Genomic DNA, 21,103 nt, shown 5'->3' on the forward strand with positions numbered 1-21,103 from the left:
CAATACTTATTCAGAATCTCTTCGGTACTTCTTCAGTACCTATTCGGTATCCATTCAATAATTGCCAAGTTTTATTAATTTATAAATTAAATATACAAACATGGAAATTTGTTATGTGCTGGATGCATCGGCTTTTATTAATGGGTTTAAAATTATTTCTAAAAATAATTTCACCGTTTCTGAAATAACAACTGAAATTAAAGATTTTAAATCTAAATTGGCTTTGGATATGGCACTTGAGGAGGGTACGGTAGTAATCAAAGATGTGCCTACGGAGTATACATCAAGTGTCAATGAGATTATATCTAAATCCGGTGATATTTTAAGGTTGTCATTGCCGGATAAAAAATTGATTTCACTTGCCTATATGCTACATCAACAGGGTGAAGAGGTAGTTGTAATTAGTGATGATTATACGATTCAGAATGCTTTGAAAATCATGGACATTAAGTATTCTGGAGTAATTACTGATGGGATTAAAGGAATTTATAATTGGAAAAAGGTTTGTGAAGGTTGTAAAAAAGAATATGGTGAGGATTATCCTTTTGATGATTGTGAGATTTGCGGATCAAAAATATATAAAAAAAGAATCAAGGTGGATAAATGAGAATAGGTATTGTTGTGCACGGTCCGAATATTATTGATTCGGGTTATGCTTTAAAATTAATCAATTTGCTTAAGGGTTATGGTGATGTTAAAGCAAGGCTTGGAGGAACAATGGGCAGGACTGCCGTGATTGATGCAAGTCTGGAGGATGTTATAGACATTTCACGCAAATTGGTTCCAAGCGATTCTCTGAAAATATTTCATGATGATGGGGTTGATGTTATTTTTTTACTAAATTATGGAAAATCCGATGTTACGGGGCAGGTTTTCGGATATAAGGTTTACAATCATTATGTTGATAAAATTTCTAAGGATGACATTCCTGTAATTCAGATTGAACGGCCAGGAGAGGCTGATGGAAGCGTAATACCATGGAATAATGATTTACAGATTGCCCATGACCTCTCATCTAAATTAAATTTGTCCATAACGACTCCCGAAGAGGTTTATGAAAAGCATATCAAACAGGATGATGCAGGTTTAAATCAAAGGATTGTCCATGGTGTAAGTCCCGGTGAAAATATCATGGTCAATAGTGTCGTTATCGGAAAGACCAACTCCGACAAACTAACTTTAATAGCTAAGGATAATCATATTGTCGATATTGTTGGAGGTGAACTCAAAATCCATGGTCTTGAAAAGCTCGGTGAAGTTGATCTGTCATCTGCCATTATCAAAACAGGTCTTTTAAGGCATGCCAAGGTTACTCCAAGGGTCATTCATTCTGACAGGTCTGGTGATTTTAAGGTGTCATTTCTTGACCATGCGGGAGAGGATGTTTATAAATTCAGGGATTCGGATTTAGTTATAACAGTTGGCGATGATACCACATTGATATCTTCAGATATTCTGTACAGATTTGATATACCTGTAATCGGAATAACTGACGGTGATTTGGATAAGGTTGTGGAGGATGGATTCAAGGTTAAAAATTCCATAATCTTTGAAGTTGAAAGCGGATTTGATGATGTCTGCGGCCGCAATATTAAAAGGCAGATATTTGGCGGTGCAGAGGTCTGCCATGATTTTGAAAATATGGAAGAGGTTAAAGTCAGAATTGAAGAAATAATAAAAGATATTAATTGCAAATATAAAATTAATTATATAGATTAAACTGGAAGTGTTACTTTGGATTTTAAAAATCTTGTTAGGGAAATTCAGGAGTTTAAGGGTGTATCACGAAAAAGCTCAATTGATAATGTAATATCACTTTTAAAGGAATCATATAACGTTTCAGGAGATGTAGTAATAGATATTGGAGATGATGCTTCAGCCATTGACATCGGGAATAACCAGGTAATGCTAATTGCTGCAGATGGAATCTGGGGGGACATTATGAATGTGAATCCTTATTGGGCAGGATATTGCTCCGTGCTTGTGAATGTAAATGATATTGCTGCAATGGGAGGAAAACCTCTTGCAATGGTTAATATTATGTCAATAAGCAATGATGAAATTTATGAAGATTTATTAAGTGGAATCAAGGACGGATGTTTAAAATTTGGCGTTCCAATGGTCGGTGGACATCTGCATCCTGATGGTGAAGTTGACTCACTTGGTGTTGCAATTGTCGGAATTGCCCAAAAGGATAAAATTATAACCAGTTTTGGCGCTGAAGTGGGCGATAAGGTTCTCGTTGCGATTGACCTTGACGGCAAGCCTCATGAGATGTTCACTCTAAACTGGGATACAACATACGATAAGGATGCACAGATTGTTCAGGACCAGATAACTGCAGTTCAGTATCTTGCTGAACATGATTACATAAAATCCGGAAAGGACATTTCAAATCCGGGAATTCTGGGAACTTTGGAAATGCTTCTGGAAACTTCAAGAAAAGGGGCAGTTGTCAATTTGGAGGACATTCCTAGAAACGAAAGTGTTGAATGGGTTGACTGGCTTAGGTCTTATCCGGGTTCAGGCTTTGTTTTTACGGCCTGTGAGGATAAATGTGATTACATCATCAAATATTTGTCTGATTACTCAATTGAAACTGCAGTAGTTGGAGAAGTTACCGATTCAAATTCATTATACTTGAATTATCAATCTGAACAGGCAGAAGTATTTAATCAAGATAAAAATCCAGTATTCATATTTAGATGAGGTTGTGTTATGGATGTAACAAAGCTGGTTTTGAATTCCTTCAAATATCCATTTAGGAATATTAAGAAACTTCCCATTATCTGCATTCTATTCATTTTAATTTGCATTGTTCCATTTGGCATGCTGTTTGATAACAGATATGTCGTAATTATTGGAGTTATAGCATTTTTTGCATTTATTCTAATTGTACCGGGGTATCTATTGTCAATTGTTAAAATCGGGTCGATAGGATCATCAGCAATGCCCTCTTTAAGTTTAGTGAACAACATCTATGATTCTATTAAGGTATTGTTTTTGAGATTTGTGTATATGATTGTTCCGGTTGGTGTATTTTTCATTTCTTTAACCATGGTGGGTCCAGCAAGCATTAATCTGCTTTTTGATTTAAAAATCCTGGAGTTTCTAGCTGCAACCGGATTGATGTTCATCGTGGTTTTGGTTACATTCATAGTGTTTGAATTCCTGCTGTTTTTTGCAAAGGCCAGAATGGCATATTTCAATAGCCTGTCTGAAGCTTTGAAAATAAATAAAGTAATCGGAGATATTAGGTTTATCGGCTTATTTACTATAATAAAATGGATAATAATCATGGCAATACTGATAAACGTCATATCCTTTGTAACTTCATTTGTAATGTCAATTCCATATGTTGGATTCCTAATCTATGGGTGTATCGTTATTCCAATAATTGAAAGCATAAGCAATTACTCTTTAGGGTTGTTATATTCAAATATCGCTAAGAATAATGCGGATTATACTTATAGGAGAATATCCGGCCTTAATTAAAAATTAAAAGTTAAGGATTACAGACCTTGCAGGGTTGATATCCTTGACTGATTGCATCATTTCTGCTATTAAACGTTACTTTGTTGTGTTCTGAGATTTTCTGACCCCATCTGCAGCTTAATTCATGGAATTTGCCAGTATTTGAATTGCCGATATAGCTTCCAGAGTCAGAAACGCCATTTGAAGTGACGCTATTTGCATAACTTGAATGTGAATTGGGTACATGTGTGGAACTATTTGCCCAATCATATGGATAAAATTCGCTTGGAGGCAGGTACATTACTTCTGCAAGACCTTCTTTTAAAAGCATTTCATTGATATTTTTGCCATCGACAATAACAACTCCCAAGGTCCTGCCGTATCTGTCGGAGTGTTTGGCATCATCAATGTCTATTCCCACTTCTTTGTTTAAACATAATTTCTGAACAAAGTTTTTGGATGCAATATATCCTTCAACACCTCTTTCTGGAGTGTTTACTCCAACAAAACGGATTTTATCTCCATTTTCCAGGTAAATGGTATCTCCATCAACAACTTTTGTACAAACTGATTTTTCTTCAACCTTACAATCGGTATCCGGGTATCTGCTTAAAATATCTGATGCAGACAGATCTGAATATTTGGTGCTTGGTATTTTATGTGAAAATCCCGTGCCGGTATATGCACTGGCAATGGAGATTGCTCCGACTGCAAGGATTAAAATAATCAGTAAAGAAAAGACATGCTTTTTTGTAAGTTTCATAAATTTCCCTCCTTGTATATTATTGTTATAACTTTGTGTTAATATAACTTTTGAAAATCAAATAAATAATTATTTTATATAATAACTTCAAATATATATAATATTAAAAATTCTTATTGGAGATTGTATGTTAATTAAAATTAATGGAGAAGAGGTTGATGTGGCAGATGCTTCAACAATACAGGATGTTATTGATGAAACAAATGCTCCTTATACTCCAGGAAGTATTATTTGCTTAATAAAAGGTAAAAAAGAACTGGAAAAGAATATTAGCAAGTATAAAATTAAAACAAACAAGGGTTCAATAATTATTCAATTAGACGAATCGGATGAGGCGAAACCGCTCGTTGATGTGTGGAAAAATCAATATGAGGAATTTGTTGATTTAAATATCCGCTGGTCTACTTCAACTGAAGTGTCCATTGGTCCAATTGTAACTGATTTGGAACCTACATCTGAAGAATATAAATATTTTGAAGGAGATGTTGTTTTAAGTTTATCTAGTTTTAGTAATGAGTCTACTCATTTAATAATGCTTAAAGAGAATACTACGAATGTCTATAGTGTACCTCCTTACAATAAGGGTATTTTCGCTCGCATCATTGGTGGTAAAAAAACATTGGAAAACCTAACCGATGATGATTTTGTAACCGGCATTGAGCCGATCATTGAGAGAAGTACCACAACTGACAGTGCTTCGGTATCTGATTTGAGCACTGTTTTAGAGGAAGGAAATGAGTTGTACACCTATATATCATTTGAAATTAATGAAAATTCGCCCGTTTGTGTGGAACATTTGTTTTCAATTATAAAAGATGGCAGAATCAAAGTTTCATATGATAGCGAGTCTTTCATAGGTTTTTATGATCTTGCAGGCATTATCAAACCTAAGGAAGACACCACTTTGAGAAATCGTGGAACAATAACCGTTAGAAATAATGGGGTCGGTGTTGGAAAGTTATTCATTTATCGTGAAAATAGGGTATTGACTCCAAATCATACTACTGTCGGTCGAATAGTGGCCGGTATGGAAATCATTGACATTGCAAAAGAAAATGATTTTATCACAGTTAAATCAGAGCAACAAAGATTAATGCTATTAAATAAAACTCAAAAAGAGGCCAGTGAAATATTATCGCAGGCAGGTGTTGAGCATATGATTGATGGGCTTGTCGATGATGATGCAATTGTCGTTGAACAAACTCCAAAACATACAATTGATATTTTGAAAGAAGGAACAGTAATAACTAAAGCAATAAATAAAGAAGATTTATGTACTATCAAATTTACTGAAAAAGCTCCAAGATCTGTGCGATACTTCAAATTCATATCAGGTCTTTTGGAAAACCCTGTTGGTAAAATCAAGGTTCACTTTTCAGTACCCGGTATGCATATAGTTATTTTTGAAGGAGATAAAAAAGTTGCTAAGGGTTTAATTCCTGAAAACAATCCTGTTGATAAAGTAATACGGGGACAAATTGGTATTACAAACATGGCTTCAAAAAGTGCAGGTTTGATTGGTATCCGATTTGAGGACAATTCAGAATTCGGTCCAACTGCAGACACTTTTGAGGCAACAAATATAATTGGAGATATCACTTCTGATTATGAATATCTTGAAAAATTAAAAGAGGGAGTTGTAGTTTATGTCACAGAATCTAACCATGAGTCCTGATTTAGGTACGGAAGATTGGGATCCTGATGTAATTACTCGTATGATTTTTATTGGGCCTGGAGCTCATGTAAGTGAACAGGAGATTGTAACTGCATTTCACATGCTTGATTTGCCACTTACAGTAAAAAATACTTGTTACGGGTCCATGATCAGTGGAAAAAGTGAAGATGTCTATGAAGCAATAAAAGAAATTAGAAAACTCGACCCAAACCATATTTTCACAAAGGAAAGAGGTTTCGCTCCAGGCGATCCTAGACGATGCAGAGGCCATAGGTTTGGTCCTAGGGAAGGGTTCCATCAGATGGAAAAAGAGTACAGAATTCTCGGTTTTGTTGCTAATGCTCTTGAAGAGCGAAAGGATGTTGAATTAGAAGACAAAAAACCAGTCAGTGTCGATGAATTTAAAAAAGTCATGAATGAATGTTTAGATAAGGAAGAGTAGGTGAAATTATGGTTAAAATCGCAGTTTATCCTCCAAATTCATTAATTTTAGCAGATTTACTTGAAAGGAGAGGTCACACTCCTTTAGTTTTACAAAAACAGATTAGGCAAAAAATTAAAGATCCGGAGATTGATTCTCCACCAATGAATATTACAGAAGATGATCCGATTCAAGGACTTAAATACGCAGCTATTGAAGTTCCTTCAGGGGTTCGTGGAAGAATGGCAATTATAGGACCACTTATTGATGAAGCAGAAGCGGCAATTGTTGTTGATAATGCTCCATATGGTTTCGGTTGTATTGGTTGTGCAAGAACTAATGAATTGTCAATATTTTTACTTAGAAATAAAGGAATTCCTGTTTTGGAATTGACTTATCCTACAAATCAGGATGAAACCTATGTCATGGTAAATAAAATCAATGATTTTGTAGATTCACTTGAGCAAAATACTGAGGAGGAAGAATAAAATGGTTAAAATTGCATTAGTTTCATGCGGAACAGAGTATAGTGGTATTCAAAAGGAAATTGAAAAGGCGGCAAATAAATTTGGTGCTGAAATTATTCTTCCTGAAATTGATTTGGATTACATTGATGAATCTTATGAAAAATTTGGATTTTCAGCTCAAAGTTCAAGTTTAAAGTTAATGATTGCAAGAGCAATGGCCATTGTTGAAGGCAGGTCAAGACCTGATGCAGTATTTATTGCAACTTGTTTTAGATGTGCTGAAGCGGCATTGGTTAGAAATGAAGTAAGAAGATTTATACAAAATAATACACGTATTCCTGTGGTCACATATTCATTCACCGAAAGAACAAAGGCAGACGAATTGTTTATTCGTATGGAAGCGTTAGCTACTACTGTAACTCGTAGAAGTATCCTCGCTCGTGAAAAACAAGAAGGCCTTACTTTAGGTTTGGATTCAGGTTCAACAACCACAAAAGCAGTTCTCATGGAGAACAATGAGGTTATTGGTACTGGTTGGACATCCACTAAGGACATCATTGAGTCAGCTAAAACTGCAGCGGCAGAAGCATTCTCACAAACAGATTATGACTGGGATGATTTGGATGGTATTGGAACTACCGGTTACGGTAGGTTTACAATGGGTCAGGAATTTAAGGCTGAACTTATTCAGGAAGAATTGTCTGTTAATGCAAAAGGTGCAGTATATCTTGCAGATTGCCAAAAAGGAGAAGCAACTGTATTGGATATCGGAGGTATGGATAACAAGGTAATTACCGTTAACAACGGTATTCCGGATAACTTTACTATGGGAGGTATCTGTGCAGGTGCATCAGGCAGATTTTTGGACATGACTTCCCGTAGGTTGGATGTAGATATTACAGAACTTGGGCCACTCGCCGTTCAGGGTGACTGGAGAAAAGCAATGCTGAACTCCTATTGTATCGTATTCGGTATTCAGGACCTTGTTACTACACTTGCTGCAGGAGGATCTAAGGCGGATGTTGCAGCTGCGGCATGTCATTCAGTATCTGAGCAAGTTTATGAACAGCAACTTCAGGAAATTGACATTCGTGAACCATTAATCCAAGTTGGGGGAACAAGTTTGATTTCAGGTCTTGTTGAAGCTGTAAGTGAAACATTAGGTGGAATTGAGGTTATTGTTCCTGAATACTCTCAACATATTGGTGCTGTTGGAGCCGCTCTTCTGGTATCCGGAATGGGACACAGACAAGATAACAAATAATTTAAAGGGTTGATTAGATGTTAGTTGAATGTTATGATGAGCGTGGAGCTGAAGTTTATGAAATCATCATAAAACAAATCTTTCAGGATTTGGTGTTGGGCGCTTCCGTAGATGATTTGAGAGCTTATGTAAATCCTGATGACCCTGTTTTTGTCTTGGCTATTAAAATGAGAAAAACTTCAAGGATAATCAAATTTGATGATGTTGCTAAATTCACTTATGACAAGCAACGTGATGTCACATCAATTCTTGTAGAGGATGAAAACTACCTTCCGAATATTCTCAAAAGGTTATGGATGAAATTTTCAAGGGATGAAATATATCAGCCAAACAGGTTCACTCTTGAGTTGGACGGCAATCACTTAAATTTAGAGTCATTGGTCATTGATGATCCTCATTCTAATTTGCAAAGACGTATTTATGATGCAATCTTTAGAATATTGCCTGAAGGATTTAAAAACATTAAGGATTTATCTACACAGGATATTGTAGCTGTCGTAGCTACTGATGAGTTAATTAAAGATGCATGGATTGAAAAATGTCAAGAGTATATTGACGAGTTAAACAAAAACATGTAGAAAACTTTATATATTTGTTCGTATTAATACAAATTAACAGTTGTTATATTAAGGAGGAGTAGTTATGAATGAGCATAAGGGTTCAAGATTTGCACATATAACAAAAGCACATCCATGTTTTAATGAAAAAATGCATGATAAAGTCGGAAGAGCGCATGTACCTGTTGCACCAAAATGCAATATATTCTGCAACTTCTGTACAAGGGATATTAATAATGAAGAAGACAGGCCGGGTGTAACAAGCTGTATAATGAAACCTGATGATGCAATAGCTCATGTTAACGATGTCACAGCAGAGGGACCAATTTCTGTTGTTGGGGTTGCAGGACCTGGGGATTCACTTGCTAATGAAGAAACATTTGAGTTTTTTGAAAAATTAGCGACTGAACAACCTGATTTAATCAAATGCATGAGTACTAATGGACTTTTGCTTCCAAAATATGCAGACAAGCTTGCAGAACTTGGAGTAAACTCTGTAACTGTTACTATTAATGCAATCGATCCAGATATTGCAGTAGACATTTATTCTTTCATTAAATATGAGGGAAAAGTATATAAGGGTTATGACGCAGTCAATATTCTAATCAAAAATCAATTGGAAGGCGTTGAAAAGGCAGCTGCCAATGGGCTTGTTGTTAAAGTGAATTCTGTTTTAATTCCAGGATTAAATGATGAACATATTGTTGAGATAGCAAAAGAAGTTAAAAAACGTGGTGCCGCTTTAATGAATGTTTTGCCTTTAATCCCATTGGGAAAAATGAAGCATTATTCTCGTCCTGATTGTTCAATGATGGAATCTGTCAGAGAACAGGTTGAAGAAATTATTCCCGTATTCAGGGCATGCACTCAATGCAGGGCAGATGCTTACGGAATACCTGGTAAGAAAAGTGAAGATCATCATTTAGGAATGACTCCGCAAAGTCATTACTAAATACTTTTTTTTAATTTTTCATCTGTAGCAAATTTAAATATGGATGAACAAGATATTTATTATTGAAATAGAATTAATTTTTAAGGAAAGATATTATGGTAGAAACTTATGTTTTTGGACATAAAAGTCCTGATAGCGATTCAATCACATCAAGTATTGTTATGGCTAACTTAGAAAATGAATTAGGAAACAGCGAAGCTAAAGCTTACAGATTAGGAAACATTAATAAAGAAACTGAATTTATTTTAAATTATTTGAATATGGATGCGCCTGAACTTTTGGAAAATGTTGAAGATGGTGCTGACGTAATCTTAGTTGACCACAACTCCCCTTCCGAATCTATTGATAACTTGGAAAATGTGAATATTTTAAAAGTAGTTGACCATCATAAATTGGCATTGGAAACTTCATATCCATTATTTTTAAGATTTGAAGCGGTTGGATGTACTGAAACAGTTTTATCCAAATTATATGAAGAGAACAATGTTGAAATCACAAAGGAAATAGCAACATTGATGTTGTCTGCAATTATTTCAGACACTTTACTTTTAAAGTCTCCGACAACAACTGAAGACGACAGGCTTGCAGTGGAAAAACTTTCAAAAATCGCTGAAGTTGATGCTGAGGAATATGGTTTGGAAATGCTTAAGGCAGGTACTGATTTAAGCAGTTTTACAATAGATGAAATTTTGGCACTTGATGCAAAACAAATCGACTTTAAAGATGTGAAATCCATTATCAACCAGGTGAACACTGCAGACATTTCAGATGTAATGGCAATGAAGGATGAATTGGAAGAGGGTATCAATAAGGTTATTGAAGAAGAAAACCTTGATTTGTTCATGCTTTTAATAACTGATATTGTTAACAGCAATTCTCAAGTAATTGCTTTAGGTAAAGATGCAGATTTGGTTGAAAAGGCATATGGCGTGAAACTTGAAGATAATACTGCATTACTTGAGGGTGTTGTGTCACGTAAAAAACAAGTAGTGCCCATTATGACTGAAAATGCATAATTATTTTTAGTAATGCCTAAAATAGATATTTTTTTGAATTTTTCATAAATATTTATAAAGGATTATTGAAAAAGTATTATGTAGATGTATTAAATTACATCTCTAATCAATCCATTTCGGATAATTAATTAGACGGGAAGCATAATTATAAATACTCTATGCATTTTTGCATAACAAAAATTAGAAACTAACACTTAATTATGCTTTCAATTTTTTTAAACTCTTTTTTTTAAAAATCAGGTGTTAAAATGAAAACACTAGAATGGGAAGATAACAAATTAAAACTTATTGACCAAAGAAAACTTCCTGATGAGTTAACTTATGTTTATTGTGATGATTATCGGGACGTTATAACAGCGATTAAGAACATGACCGTGCGTGGAGCTCCGGCAATTGGTGTGTCAGCTGCTTTTGGAATGGCACTTGCAGATATTGAAGGAGTTGATCTGACTAAAGCGGCCGGTGAAATTAAAGCGGCCAGACCAACTGCAGTAAACTTGTTCTGGGCAGTGGATAGGGTTTTAAAAAGTGAAGATGCACTATCTGAGGCCTTGAAAATGTTTGATGAGGACATGGCTACCAATAGAGCAATCGGCAGATTCGGTGCGGAAGTAATCGATGATGGAGATACTGTACTGACTCACTGTAATGCGGGGGCACTTGCCTGTGTTGACTATGGTACGGCTTTAGGTGTATTTAGGGCTGCCAGAGATGCCGGAAAAAATATCAATGTCATCTGCGATGAAACTCGCCCAAGGGGGCAGGGAGCAAGTTTAAGCGTTTGGGAAATGCAACAGGAAAATATTCCGGTAAAATTAATTCCAGATGTGGCTTCAGGATACCTTATGTCTCAGGGCATGATTGATAAAGTTGTAATTGGTGCTGATCGAATAGCTAAGGGCGGTGTTGTAAATAAGGTAGGTTCATTTATGGTGGCACTTGCTGCAAAGCATCATGATGTTCCATTTTATGTGGCCGCTCCGTATTCCACTTTTGATAATGAGATTTCTATTTATGACACGGTTATTGAAGAGAGGGATGGGGATGAAGTTAGATATTATGGCGGTGCAAGGATTTGTCCTGAGGGAACAGAGGTTATAAATCCTGCTTTTGACATAACTCCCAAAGAATTGATCACAGGCATCATTACCGAAAAAGGAATTATTGACCCTATTTAGACAATAATTCTTAATATTTTTTTTTGATTTTCAGTTAAATTACTTATTAAACTATTTAAGCAATAAGACTTAAACTATTACATATATGAATTTCTATTATCTCAATCAAAATAATATATTTTGATTAATATTTGCAGAATTTTGCAATACTTGGAAATTTAATTTGTGAAATGATTTGAGGGATATTATGGAGATAAAAAGCAGTAAAGAGGGAAATTATCCTCCGTTAATTAAAGATTTGGTCACTGAATTATTAAAAGATGATTTTGTGCATTTTAAAATATTATGTGCAAATGAAGTTCATCATTTCAATAAAGATGATGATTCTATAATCAGCTTTAAGGAAACCTATATGAAGGAAACTAGTGCTAATGGGGATATGTTATACATTGCATACCCGGATATATTCAGGGCTAAATTATATAGGGATATTGAACAATACATTGAAGATGAAAAGAAATATAATGCATTTAATGATGATGACAACTGGACTGGTAATAGAATCCAGTTCTAATCTTTTTTTTTAAAATTTCGATTAGCAATGTTTCAAAAGTTTAAAAAGATTGTAGGATCCAGTATAAAAAAACCTAATTTGCTAATTGTGGGTGTTGATTTAAAGTTTATTGCTCCGGCGATTCCATATCTTGAAAAGTATTATGAAGTAAAAGTTGATGAGCTGGATTGGAAAAAGAGCAAAGTCGGTTCTAAAAAATCAGTTAATCTTTTAAGGTGGGCAGATATTATTTTATGTGAATGGATGGAATATTATGCTCCATGGTATTCACAGAATGTTTCGGATAATCAAAAATTGTTTATCAGAGCCCATAGATATGAAATTGCTCTGGAGTATGGTCATCTAATTAATTTTGAAAATGTTTGTGGAGTCATAACAATAAACTACTTTTTACTTGAACTGTTCTCTAATGTCTTTAGGATACCTCGTGAGAAGATGTCTGTTCTCAATAACATTGTCGAGACTTCAATTTATGGCAATGTTAAAACAGAGGATTATAAAAAAAATATTGCCCTTGTAGGTTATGCACCAAGCTATAAGGGATATATGAGGGCATTATCCATATTAAATAGATTAAAAGAGTATGATAACTTTAAATTATACTTATATGGAAATGATTTTACAAAAATGCATTGGAAGGACAATCCTGAACAAATAGAATATTTCAAAAGTTGTGACGAGTTCATTGAATTGAATGAGTTGTCCGATTCAATCATTAATGGGGGTTGGGTAGAAAGAAAGGATATGTTCTGTGACATTGGATATGTTCTGTCTTTAAGCGATCTGGAGGGGTCACACCTGTCTCCAACCGAAGCCTTTGCGGATTCAACCATTAGTCTTTTAATCGATTGGCCGGGTGTGGAATATGTCTATCCCAAGGAAATTATTTTTAATGATTTGGAAGACATCGTAAAGTTCATATTGGGTTCGTATTCGGATGAAGATAAATATTCAAACATTTCATCTAAACTTAAAAAATACTGTATGGATGAATTCTCGGAAGAGTATTTTGTCAACGGGATAAAAAGAATATTTGACAAAAACAATCAAAACAAGAACAAAAAGGTATTGAGTTTTAAAGATATTGATTTTAAGGATTCAATTTTGGTCTGCAATGAAAAGGAAATTCAAAAAGCCATTGATGAAAACGGGAATGTGTCTTTAATTGTTTCAAAAGATTTTGACAATCATAAAATAAAAAACATCTATCAGAAATACGCATCCTCTGATGTCGAGATTTATTCTCAGCACTTCTTTGAAAATTTGGATGATGCATACAGATTCATTGATCTTTGCAATGAAATCCACAGGTGTGAAATATATTTGCGTTAACGTTACTCGCTTGTCACTTTCCCGTCAATTGCCACATGCCATTCTCCCGGAGAGGTGGACTTAACTTTGCGGCAGTTAATGATTTCCACATTTTTTCCGGCATTTTCACATGCATCGGTTAATCGTTTTGTTCCCTGTTCATATGTGTCTGAGAACTCATAATAATTAATTATTCCGCCATCTTCAATTAAATCAACTGCAACGTCAAGGAAAGTATATGCAAGGCCGGGCAGGTTCATTATTATTCTATCAAATTTAAATTTAAATGCTTCACTAACTTCCCTGACATCTCCACAGTAAGTTTTGATGGAACCTTTCAGTTTATTTAATTCAATATTTTCATCCAAATACCTGATTGCTTCGGGATTGATGTCTACTGCAGCAATGTCTACATTTCTGTTTCTTGCAATGACAATAGGGAATGGCCCTATTCCACAAAACATATCAAGGATTTTTTCTCCATCTTTCACGCTTTCCATCACTCTTTTTCGTTCTGTTGCAAGCCTTGGTGAGAAATAAACCTGGCGAACATCAAGTTTCAGTCTTGCCCCATGTTCCTTGTGAATGGTGACGGAGTCATCCACTCCGGATAAGAATTCCAAATCTCTTATGCGTGTTGTTCCTTTAATGGCACTTTTTTTCATATATATTGATTTTCTTTTCGTGAATTTGAGTGCAGCATCTCCGATGAGCTGTTTTTTATCAAGCAAATTGTCGGGAATTTCCAAAATCACAATGTCTCCAATAGTATCAAATGATGTCCGCAAATTCTCAATTTCCTCATCGGTCAGTTCACCTTCAAGCAATTCAGAAAAATTGTGTGGAACCTTTTTCATTGGAATTAAATCGATATCGACAATCTCATAATCATCAATATCTTCATCTACTGGAATATAACCAAATTCATCTTCAGCCTTTATTCTATATTCCATATTCATTAATCCATCTTCCATTAATTTTAAACGAGTGTCATTAAGTTGTTTTAATGGAACTTTTACACATTTCATAACATTTATTATGTTTAAATTATTATATAATTTATATGTTTTATTTAGTGGGTTTAGGATTATTTGATGAGAAGGATATTTCCCTTAAAGGATTGGAATGTTTGAAAAATGTTGACAAAATCTATGCTGAATTTTTCACATCACGTTTGTTCGGTTCAAGTTTTGAAGCTATTGAAGAGTTAATTGGCCAAAAAATAGAAGTTTTGGTTAGAGGAGAAGTTGAGGAGGAACACAAATTTATTGAAGAGGCAAAGGATAAGGATGTTGCCTTGATTACTGGGGGAGACCCTTTAATTGCAACCACTCACAGTGACTTTTTGGTGCAGTGCTCCAAAAGGGGGATTGAATATGAAGTGATTCACGGTTCATCAATTTTATCTTCAGCACCGGCCATTTCGGGGCTTCAGGGATATAAGTTTGGTAAGGTAACAACAATACCTTTTCCGGATTATAATTTCTATCCAAAATCTCCTTATGAAGCAATTGAAGAAAATCTAAAAATGGATTTGCATACTCTTGTCTTGCTTGATATTCAGGCTCACAAAAACCGTTACATGACCGTTAATGAGGGTCTGGAATATTTGATGAGCATTTATGATGATTTGGATAGGGAAGGTTTGATTACTCCCGATACCTTGGCCATGGGAATTGCCCGTGTCGGATCTAAGGATGTCGTTGTAAAGGCGGGAAAGATTTCGGATTTAATCGATTTTGATTTTGGAGGGCCACTTCACTGCGTTGTCATTCCATCAAAATTGCACATTGTTGAAGCTGAATATCTTGTGGAAATAGCTGGAGCAGACCCAAAAATACTTGATGATGTTTAGTTTTAAAAGTTAAAGGGGGGAGTGGAAGTAGTGGTGTATATCTACTTCCTTGAACATATTCTAATCATTTTGGAGATTATAAAATTTCGACCGATGTTCATCATAAGACATGAAAATTAATTCACATCGTTTATTAGTTATATTTTAAACATATATAAATGTTTTTATTTGAATTTTCAATATTATTTGTTAATTTTTGTTAGTTTGTCCGGTCATAATTTTCAAAAAGGCATAAAAATAGTAAAAAATATAAAATTTTGACTTTAAACTTAAATTTTTTCATGTAAATTATTAAACATTTTATTAAATTATCTTTTGGCAATCGTTTGGAATGGGGTTGGTTGTCGTGAAAAATTAATAAAAAAGGGGGAGTGGGAAGTATTGTGGTAGTACTTCCGCAAATGAGATTAAATCAAAACATTTTGGAGATTATAAAATGATTGATATTAAATAGAAGACATGAATTATAATTCACATCGTTTATTATTATGTTTTGAGAGTATATAAATCTTTTCATTTGATTGTCAGATTATAATGATAACTATTTTAATTCCAGTTTTAGGTTTAATTTGGTAATAATATCTGATATTATAAATACTTCTTTTTACAAAAGTAAATATGATGATTAATGAATTATTGATGGATTTGGAAAAGAGAAATAATTATTTGAAATCCAAATTGCTTCACGAACAATTAAAATGGGGCAATTATCCCTTTAAAAATTATAAAAAATATTTCTCATTAGTTTTAGATGATTATCTAAAATCAGGATCTCTTTTCAAAGCAGCTCAAAACACTGGAATAGATTATGCTGTTGTGTTGAGCTGGTTTTTCCAGGGACAATGTGGAGATCCCAATTTTGAAAGCTTTTACTTGGTTATTAAAAAAATCAATGGCAGTCTAGAAGTTGAAAATATTCCAAAAAATCCTGAAAAGCAGTCAGATAACTGTGAAGGGGTTCCTGAAGAGGATTATATAATTTCACAATATGGTGATGGATTCAGCTACAAAACATATATTGATGGTGAAAAAATATTTTTGATTGCCGATGACTTGGAAAGCCTAAAAATGAAAGTAAAATGTAGGCATCTTCCTTTGAATTGATTTATCTTTTTTTAGCTCTTAGGTTGATTTTCCATAAATCTTGAATTTATCGATATATGTTAATATTTAGCTGTTCGTCGTAAAATGACTTATAATGGTACTAAAACATTTATTAACCAGTATGTACAATCTATTTGTATGACTAGAAACAGGCGCGTTACAATTAGCATCAATAATGACATTGACTTGAATTTTCGCAAAATAGCCTCCAGTAAGATGTTATTCAAAACAGGATGGTACTCAAAAGCAATTGAAGAGGCGATGTTGTTATGGATAGAAAAAGAAGGTATGTAAAATTTTTTTTCTTCTTTTTTTCTTTTTTTTACATTAACTATTTAAATTAAACTAATCTACTTATTATTATAGAGTGGTGTCAATAATGGAAAGTGATGAATTTAGAACTGTTCGAGTGTATACTAAAAAGTATACAAGTAAAGATAAGGATGGGAATTCTGTTGAAAAAGAATCTAAACAAAAGCAGGTTAGTCTTAAAAAAGAAGATCCTTTTGAAGACGATGACTTAGTAAAAGTATTGGCTAAAGAGGATTATCAAAAATTAATGGACAATCAGTTTTCCGATGAACGGCTTGATGAGTTTTATCATATAATCGAGGGAAAAGATGCCGAGATTGAAGAGTTGCAAAATCAAATTCAAACCCTTAAGGGGTCATTTTTTGACGATGTTGATTCTTTAAAAGAAGAAATAAATTATAAGGATGAGCTTTTAAAGGCTAAGGATGAAATTCATGAGTTGAACAAAGAAAACAAAATGATTAATGATGAAAGGGTTGCTATTTTCAAAGAGCTTGACTATAAAAACAAGATGATTCTTGCATACAATGTGGAATTAAATAAATCTATTTTAAATGCAATCAATGTTGTCATTGATGAGGCAAGAGATAATATTAACAGAAGAAATGCCTTGCTTGTTAAGGATTTGGAAAAATCAATTGAAAAATCAAAACATGAAGTCAATGAGAAGAATAAAGCCATAGCTTATGATATAAAAAGCACCGTTGAGGACATGAATGAACAGATAAGAAATACTAGCACCCTCAAAATGATACTAAATAAAAATAAGATTAATTTAAGAGTCCCTACTGACGATTTGCTCAAACCTTTCGACTTTGACTTTGATGTTGAACATCTCCTTTCAGGTCAGGCGCTTGAACTTGACGCCGCTGAAATCCTAAAAGAAGTAATGCCTAAACTTCCAGAACCTTTTTCCAAATATATTGACACTATCGATGAGGCGCCTGAAACAATCGATGTTTCATCAAAAGATGAGGCCGACTCATGAAAACATTCAATACCGGCAAGGTAACATTTGAATATCCTCCAGCATGGGAAGTTGAAAAGGCGGATATCCTTTCAAATCCTGACTGCATAGCCACTCTATCCAAAGGTCAGGACAATTTGATAAATGCAGTAATGTTTCCGACTGCTACCAATCTTGAGGATTATAAGGTTTTAATGGAAGATATGATTTCAGATGATGGAGGAGTAATTCTGGCTTCAGATTTTACAGAAATTGCCGGTAAAAGTGCAATTAAACTCCATGCCAATATGGATACTCCAGAGATTAACTTTGATATGCATACATATGTCTTCATTGAATATAAAACAATCTATATTTTTGAGTTGAGAACATTGGATATCTCAGGGGAGTCTGAAAGGGAATTTAAAAATATCATATCCACTTTTGAAATCTTAAAATAATTGGGTATGTTCAAGCAGATAATCCATATGATTTCTATCCAGAATCTTTAAAGTGGAGATATTCTGTGGAGTGGTTCCGGAACGCTCTTCTACAAGATTTCTCAGGGACTTGTTTTTCATGTGGGCGTGAATTTCCTTAACGACAAATTCCATATTTTCCATATTTTTGTTCTCCAAATCTTTTTGAGAAATGTTTTCATAGATTGGATAAGTGTTTAGGTCATAAGATTTAGTTGGAGTTTGCAGAACATTTAGATGACTGTAATAGTTTGCACTATCAGTTAAAAATCCATCTATTCCCATATAAGTTAGTATCGGCATGAATGATATTTCAGTAAATGGGAAAATAAAATAGCTGCTTTTCTTCGCTTCTTTTTTTAGGCTGACAATAACTTCAACAAGCTCTTTGGCATTGGTTAATAATGCATCCCCATTTGCAATTATGAATCCGTTATATCCTATTTCTTCCAAATCCTTCAGGCATTTGACTTGCAAGTCAATGTATTTTGATCCCTGTATGACTGCAATGTCACATTCATCAACATTTTCACTAGCAAGCCGCAATGTTTCTCTTACGTTAAATTCAGCGATTTCACGGTCTACATTATGTGCCGAACCTTGATTTGGAGCAATTTTTAATTCATTTTTGGAAAATAATTTTGGGGTAAGTTCGCCATCAATTTTTCCAATTCTGCCAGGTCCGTCATGGGATTTAATTTCAAATTTTTTTATCATTTGCTTCTTTCCTTATCGTTCTTAGTTTAACTTTGTATTTTTAGGCATATAAAAATTTTTCATTTTGTGTAACCTTTTTGATTACACTAGCTAAAATTTTAGTAAGCTTTATATATGGTCTTTTAAAGAATATTATTATGGATTTGAGGAGATTATCCGATGATTATCCGAGGTGTGTTTTCAATGTCTATAATAAATCGATTAAAATCCTTATTTAAAGGAGACAATGAAGAAACTGACATCAATACTGATGTTTCAAGCACATCTGATGATGTCCAAGTTACATCTTCAAAAACAGAAACTGAAACTATCGTATCTGAGCCAGATTCAGTTGTTTTTACTAAAGAAGTAAAAATTGAAGAAACTGTTGATAAATCAGAAGATAGTTCTGAAGATTTAGCTTCCGATGACATCGAAATTTCAGAAGAAAAAGTTGAGGGAACTTCTGAAGAAATTGTGGAAGAAGTTGAAACCGCTGAAGAAGCAATTCCTGAAGAACCGGAAACTGTTGAGGTTGTTGAGGAAGAAGCTCCTGAAGAGGTTGAAGCTGAAGAAGATGTTGAAGAAGTTGAAGAAGATTCAAAAAATAAAGATGAAGAGAGAGATAAAATGACTTTATTGACTGATCAAGAATTATTAACCGATGCTAATCGTGATCCAGATTTCACCGCTGAGTTCATTGATGCTGGAATCGAAACTGTAAAACACTGTTTCCAATGTGGTACCTGCAGTGGTAGTTGCCCATCTGGAAGAAGAACTCCGTACAAAGTAAGACAAATCGTCAGAAAATGTTTACTCGGATTAAAAGAAGAAGTTATTACTGATGATGCATTATGGATGTGTACCACTTGTTACACTTGCCAAGAAAGATGTCTCAGAAGTGTTAAAATTGTTGAAATTATCAAAAAAGCACGTAATATTGCTGCTCATGCAGGATACATGGCAAAACCTCACAAAATGACTGGTGTATTTGTAATTAACACAGGACATGCTGTACCAATTAACGATACTGTTAAAGCTTTAAGAACAAAAATTGGTCTTCCTGAAGTACCACCAACAACTCATGCTAACCCAGACGCATTAGCAGAAGTACAAAAATTATGTAAAATTACTGCATTCGACGAATTAATCGGTTATGATGAAGCAACCGGTGGATTAAAAGAATAAATGAATTGAGGAGAGTTATAATATGGAAATTGCATACTTCTTAGGTTGTATTATGAACAACCGTTATCCTGGTGTTGAAAAAGCTACCAGAAAATTATTCGAAGCATTAGATATTGAATTGAAAGACATGGAAGGAGCTTCTTGTTGTCCTGCTCCTGGTGTATTCGGATCTTTTGATGAAGAAACCTGGGCTACTATTGCAGCTCGTAACTTAACTCTTGCTGAAGACATGGGTGCAGACATTATGACCGAATGTAACGGATGTTTCGGATCATTATTTGAATGTAACCACATCTTACAAGAAGATGACGAAAAAAGAGCAAAAATTAACGCTAACTTAGCTGAAATCGGTAGAGAATACAAAGGAACTATTAACGTAAAACACTTCGCTCAAATTTTAAGAGACGATGTTGGATTTGAAAAATTAGCTTCCTTAATCGAAAAACCTTTAGACTTAAATGTAGCTGTACACTACGGTTGCCACTTCTTAAAACCTACCGAAACTATCGGTATCGAAGACCAAGCTGAAAACCCAGCTATCTTAGATGACCTTGTAGAGATTACAGGTGCTAAATCCATTGACTACAAAGACAAAATGATGTGCTGTGGTGCAGGTGGAGGTTTAAGAGCAAGAGATTTAGATGTTACTACTAGTTTCACTAAAGAAAAACTTGATCACATGACTGAAGCAGGCGTAGACGCAATCGTTAACGTATGTCCTTTCTGTCACATGCAATTTGACCAAGGTCAAACTGAAGTTAATGAAAGATACGGAACTGATTTCGCTATCCCAGTATTCCACTTAGCTCAATTATACGGATTAGCTATGGGATTATCTGCTGAAGAATTAACTTTCGATGCTCAAAAAATTGATGCCACCCCTGCTATTAAAAAAGCATTAGGTGAATAAATTTAAGGATTTTTTATCCTT

The 21,103-nt window shown here is 34.3% G+C and carries 24 protein-coding genes; 21 read left to right on the forward strand and 3 right to left on the reverse strand.

The features are described from left to right. Positions 1-100 precede the first annotated feature (100 nt). Genes ACJMLO_RS03275 through ACJMLO_RS03290 form a run of 4 tightly spaced genes read left to right on the forward strand, consistent with a single transcriptional unit; the run spans position 101 to position 3,495 of the window. Entirely contained in the window at positions 101-607 is a 507-nt protein-coding gene (locus tag ACJMLO_RS03275) for a ribonuclease VapC (RefSeq protein WP_405293874.1), read from the forward strand. After that, a complete protein-coding gene (locus ACJMLO_RS03280; RefSeq protein WP_405293876.1) occupies positions 604-1,719 on the forward strand; it encodes a DUF2117 domain-containing protein in 1,116 nt (371 codons plus the stop codon). The genes ACJMLO_RS03275 and ACJMLO_RS03280 overlap by 4 nt, the downstream gene beginning before the upstream one ends. A gap of 15 nt (positions 1,720-1,734) precedes the next feature. Beyond that, a complete protein-coding gene (locus ACJMLO_RS03285) occupies positions 1,735-2,709 on the forward strand; it encodes a methanogenesis marker 2 protein (protein WP_405293878.1) in 975 nt (324 codons plus the stop codon). 9 nt (positions 2,710-2,718) lie between these two features. Further along, positions 2,719-3,495: a DUF4013 domain-containing protein gene (locus tag ACJMLO_RS03290; RefSeq protein WP_405293880.1), complete on the forward strand. Its 777-nt coding sequence runs from the start codon at positions 2,719-2,721 to the stop codon at positions 3,493-3,495. A gap of 10 nt (positions 3,496-3,505) precedes the next feature. Here ACJMLO_RS03290 and ACJMLO_RS03295 read toward each other — a convergent pair whose 3' ends face one another. Beyond that, positions 3,506-4,237: a thermonuclease family protein gene (locus ACJMLO_RS03295; RefSeq protein ID WP_405293882.1), complete on the reverse strand. Its 732-nt coding sequence runs from the start codon at positions 4,235-4,237 to the stop codon at positions 3,506-3,508. A 127-nt stretch (positions 4,238-4,364) separates the two neighbouring features. Here ACJMLO_RS03295 and ACJMLO_RS03300 point away from each other — a divergent pair, with 127 nt between their 5' ends. The 10 genes from ACJMLO_RS03300 (at position 4,365) to ACJMLO_RS03345 (ending at position 13,613) form a co-directional block, all read left to right on the forward strand. Then, positions 4,365-5,912, forward strand: a complete 1,548-nt coding sequence (locus ACJMLO_RS03300) for a methanogenesis marker 3 protein (protein ID WP_405293884.1) — start codon at positions 4,365-4,367, stop codon at positions 5,910-5,912. Continuing rightward, positions 5,884-6,354 (forward strand): methanogenesis marker 6 protein, encoded by a 471-nt coding sequence (locus ACJMLO_RS03305; protein WP_405293886.1) that lies wholly within the window; start codon positions 5,884-5,886, stop codon positions 6,352-6,354. Before ACJMLO_RS03300 ends, ACJMLO_RS03305 begins: the two co-directional genes overlap by 29 nt. An 8-nt stretch (positions 6,355-6,362) precedes the next feature. Next, positions 6,363-6,821, forward strand: a complete 459-nt coding sequence (locus ACJMLO_RS03310) for a methanogenesis marker 5 protein (protein WP_405293888.1) — start codon at positions 6,363-6,365, stop codon at positions 6,819-6,821. 1 nt (position 6,822) lies between these two features. Continuing rightward, positions 6,823-8,064, forward strand: coding sequence for a methanogenesis marker 15 protein (locus ACJMLO_RS03315; RefSeq protein WP_405293890.1), 1,242 nt, complete (start codon positions 6,823-6,825; stop codon positions 8,062-8,064). A gap of 17 nt (positions 8,065-8,081) precedes the next feature. Next, a complete protein-coding gene (locus ACJMLO_RS03320; RefSeq protein ID WP_405293892.1) occupies positions 8,082-8,642 on the forward strand; it encodes a methanogenesis marker 17 protein in 561 nt (186 codons plus the stop codon). Between the two features lie 64 nt (positions 8,643-8,706). After that, complete coding sequence (locus tag ACJMLO_RS03325; protein ID WP_405293894.1) at positions 8,707-9,573, forward strand: radical SAM protein; 867 nt, start codon at positions 8,707-8,709, stop codon at positions 9,571-9,573. A gap of 95 nt (positions 9,574-9,668) precedes the next feature. Next, positions 9,669-10,589, forward strand: a complete 921-nt coding sequence (locus ACJMLO_RS03330) for a manganese-dependent inorganic pyrophosphatase (protein ID WP_405293896.1) — start codon at positions 9,669-9,671, stop codon at positions 10,587-10,589. 248 nt (positions 10,590-10,837) lie between these two features. Next, a complete protein-coding gene (mtnA, locus tag ACJMLO_RS03335; RefSeq protein WP_405293898.1) occupies positions 10,838-11,767 on the forward strand; it encodes an S-methyl-5-thioribose-1-phosphate isomerase in 930 nt (309 codons plus the stop codon). A 187-nt stretch (positions 11,768-11,954) separates the two neighbouring features. Further along, the gene (locus ACJMLO_RS03340) at positions 11,955-12,281 is read left to right on the forward strand and encodes a hypothetical protein (RefSeq protein ID WP_405293900.1); all 327 of its coding nucleotides are present in this window, start codon (positions 11,955-11,957) and stop codon (positions 12,279-12,281) included. A gap of 27 nt (positions 12,282-12,308) precedes the next feature. Continuing rightward, positions 12,309-13,613, forward strand: coding sequence for a hypothetical protein (locus ACJMLO_RS03345; RefSeq protein ID WP_405293902.1), 1,305 nt, complete (start codon positions 12,309-12,311; stop codon positions 13,611-13,613). A 2-nt stretch (positions 13,614-13,615) separates the two neighbouring features. Here ACJMLO_RS03345 and ACJMLO_RS03350 read toward each other — a convergent pair whose 3' ends face one another. Beyond that, on the reverse strand, positions 13,616-14,620 hold the full coding sequence (locus tag ACJMLO_RS03350) for a class I SAM-dependent methyltransferase (RefSeq protein WP_405293904.1): 1,005 nt from the start codon (positions 14,618-14,620) through the stop codon (positions 13,616-13,618). A 35-nt stretch (positions 14,621-14,655) separates the two neighbouring features. On the opposite strand from ACJMLO_RS03350, the gene dph5 reads away from it, so the two are divergent. From dph5 to ACJMLO_RS03375, 5 genes are all read left to right on the forward strand, one after another. Continuing rightward, a complete protein-coding gene (dph5, locus tag ACJMLO_RS03355; RefSeq protein WP_405293906.1) occupies positions 14,656-15,447 on the forward strand; it encodes a diphthine synthase in 792 nt (263 codons plus the stop codon). A 618-nt stretch (positions 15,448-16,065) separates the two neighbouring features. Continuing rightward, positions 16,066-16,551, forward strand: a complete 486-nt coding sequence (locus tag ACJMLO_RS03360; RefSeq protein WP_405293908.1) for a hypothetical protein — start codon at positions 16,066-16,068, stop codon at positions 16,549-16,551. 138 nt (positions 16,552-16,689) lie between these two features. Continuing rightward, on the forward strand, positions 16,690-16,845 hold the full coding sequence (locus ACJMLO_RS03365; RefSeq protein ID WP_405293910.1) for a hypothetical protein: 156 nt from the start codon (positions 16,690-16,692) through the stop codon (positions 16,843-16,845). An 85-nt stretch (positions 16,846-16,930) separates the two neighbouring features. After that, positions 16,931-17,851, forward strand: a complete 921-nt coding sequence (locus tag ACJMLO_RS03370) for a hypothetical protein (RefSeq protein ID WP_405293912.1) — start codon at positions 16,931-16,933, stop codon at positions 17,849-17,851. Further along, entirely contained in the window at positions 17,848-18,270 is a 423-nt protein-coding gene (locus ACJMLO_RS03375; protein ID WP_405293914.1) for a hypothetical protein, read from the forward strand. Before ACJMLO_RS03370 ends, ACJMLO_RS03375 begins: the two co-directional genes overlap by 4 nt. Here the strand turns inward: ACJMLO_RS03375 and ACJMLO_RS03380 are convergent. Then, positions 18,262-19,005, reverse strand: coding sequence for an archaeosine tRNA-ribosyltransferase (locus tag ACJMLO_RS03380; protein ID WP_405293916.1), 744 nt, complete (start codon positions 19,003-19,005; stop codon positions 18,262-18,264). The two genes, ACJMLO_RS03375 and ACJMLO_RS03380, sit on opposite strands and share 9 nt — an antisense overlap. Before the next feature lie 159 nt (positions 19,006-19,164). Between ACJMLO_RS03380 and hdrC the strand changes: the two genes are divergently transcribed. Continuing rightward, positions 19,165-20,172, forward strand: coding sequence for a CoB--CoM heterodisulfide reductase subunit C (hdrC, locus tag ACJMLO_RS03385; RefSeq protein WP_405293918.1), 1,008 nt, complete (start codon positions 19,165-19,167; stop codon positions 20,170-20,172). A 22-nt stretch (positions 20,173-20,194) separates the two neighbouring features. Beyond that, positions 20,195-21,082, forward strand: coding sequence for a CoB--CoM heterodisulfide reductase subunit B (gene hdrB / locus ACJMLO_RS03390; RefSeq protein WP_405293920.1), 888 nt, complete (start codon positions 20,195-20,197; stop codon positions 21,080-21,082). Positions 21,083-21,103: the final 21 nt, after the last annotated feature.

It is taken from the genome of Methanobrevibacter sp. (genome assembly GCF_045120835.1).
Classification (GTDB): domain Archaea; phylum Methanobacteriota; class Methanobacteria; order Methanobacteriales; family Methanobacteriaceae; genus Methanocatella.

Coding starts and splice junctions, on each gene's coding strand:
- ACJMLO_RS03275 (WP_405293874.1), top strand. CDS start 101: ATGGAAATTTGTTATGTGCTGGATGCATCGGCTTTTATTAATGGGTTT.
- ACJMLO_RS03280 (WP_405293876.1), top strand. CDS start 604: ATGAGAATAGGTATTGTTGTGCACGGTCCGAATATTATTGATTCGGGT.
- ACJMLO_RS03290 (WP_405293880.1), top strand. CDS start 2,719: ATGGATGTAACAAAGCTGGTTTTGAATTCCTTCAAATATCCATTTAGG.
- ACJMLO_RS03295 (WP_405293882.1), bottom strand. CDS start 4,237: ATGAAACTTACAAAAAAGCATGTCTTTTCTTTACTGATTATTTTAATC.
- ACJMLO_RS03300 (WP_405293884.1), top strand. CDS start 4,365: ATGTTAATTAAAATTAATGGAGAAGAGGTTGATGTGGCAGATGCTTCA.
- ACJMLO_RS03305 (WP_405293886.1), top strand. CDS start 5,884: ATGTCACAGAATCTAACCATGAGTCCTGATTTAGGTACGGAAGATTGG.
- ACJMLO_RS03310 (WP_405293888.1), top strand. CDS start 6,363: ATGGTTAAAATCGCAGTTTATCCTCCAAATTCATTAATTTTAGCAGAT.
- ACJMLO_RS03315 (WP_405293890.1), top strand. CDS start 6,823: ATGGTTAAAATTGCATTAGTTTCATGCGGAACAGAGTATAGTGGTATT.
- ACJMLO_RS03320 (WP_405293892.1), top strand. CDS start 8,082: ATGTTAGTTGAATGTTATGATGAGCGTGGAGCTGAAGTTTATGAAATC.
- ACJMLO_RS03325 (WP_405293894.1), top strand. CDS start 8,707: ATGAATGAGCATAAGGGTTCAAGATTTGCACATATAACAAAAGCACAT.
- ACJMLO_RS03330 (WP_405293896.1), top strand. CDS start 9,669: ATGGTAGAAACTTATGTTTTTGGACATAAAAGTCCTGATAGCGATTCA.
- mtnA (WP_405293898.1), top strand. CDS start 10,838: ATGAAAACACTAGAATGGGAAGATAACAAATTAAAACTTATTGACCAA.
- ACJMLO_RS03340 (WP_405293900.1), top strand. CDS start 11,955: ATGGAGATAAAAAGCAGTAAAGAGGGAAATTATCCTCCGTTAATTAAA.
- ACJMLO_RS03345 (WP_405293902.1), top strand. CDS start 12,309: ATGTTTCAAAAGTTTAAAAAGATTGTAGGATCCAGTATAAAAAAACCT.
- ACJMLO_RS03350 (WP_405293904.1), bottom strand. CDS start 14,620: ATGAAATGTGTAAAAGTTCCATTAAAACAACTTAATGACACTCGTTTA.
- dph5 (WP_405293906.1), top strand. CDS start 14,656: ATGTTTTATTTAGTGGGTTTAGGATTATTTGATGAGAAGGATATTTCC.
- ACJMLO_RS03360 (WP_405293908.1), top strand. CDS start 16,066: ATGATGATTAATGAATTATTGATGGATTTGGAAAAGAGAAATAATTAT.
- ACJMLO_RS03365 (WP_405293910.1), top strand. CDS start 16,690: ATGACTAGAAACAGGCGCGTTACAATTAGCATCAATAATGACATTGAC.
- ACJMLO_RS03370 (WP_405293912.1), top strand. CDS start 16,931: ATGGAAAGTGATGAATTTAGAACTGTTCGAGTGTATACTAAAAAGTAT.
- ACJMLO_RS03375 (WP_405293914.1), top strand. CDS start 17,848: ATGAAAACATTCAATACCGGCAAGGTAACATTTGAATATCCTCCAGCA.
- ACJMLO_RS03380 (WP_405293916.1), bottom strand. CDS start 19,005: ATGATAAAAAAATTTGAAATTAAATCCCATGACGGACCTGGCAGAATT.
- hdrC (WP_405293918.1), top strand. CDS start 19,165: ATGATTATCCGAGGTGTGTTTTCAATGTCTATAATAAATCGATTAAAA.
- hdrB (WP_405293920.1), top strand. CDS start 20,195: ATGGAAATTGCATACTTCTTAGGTTGTATTATGAACAACCGTTATCCT.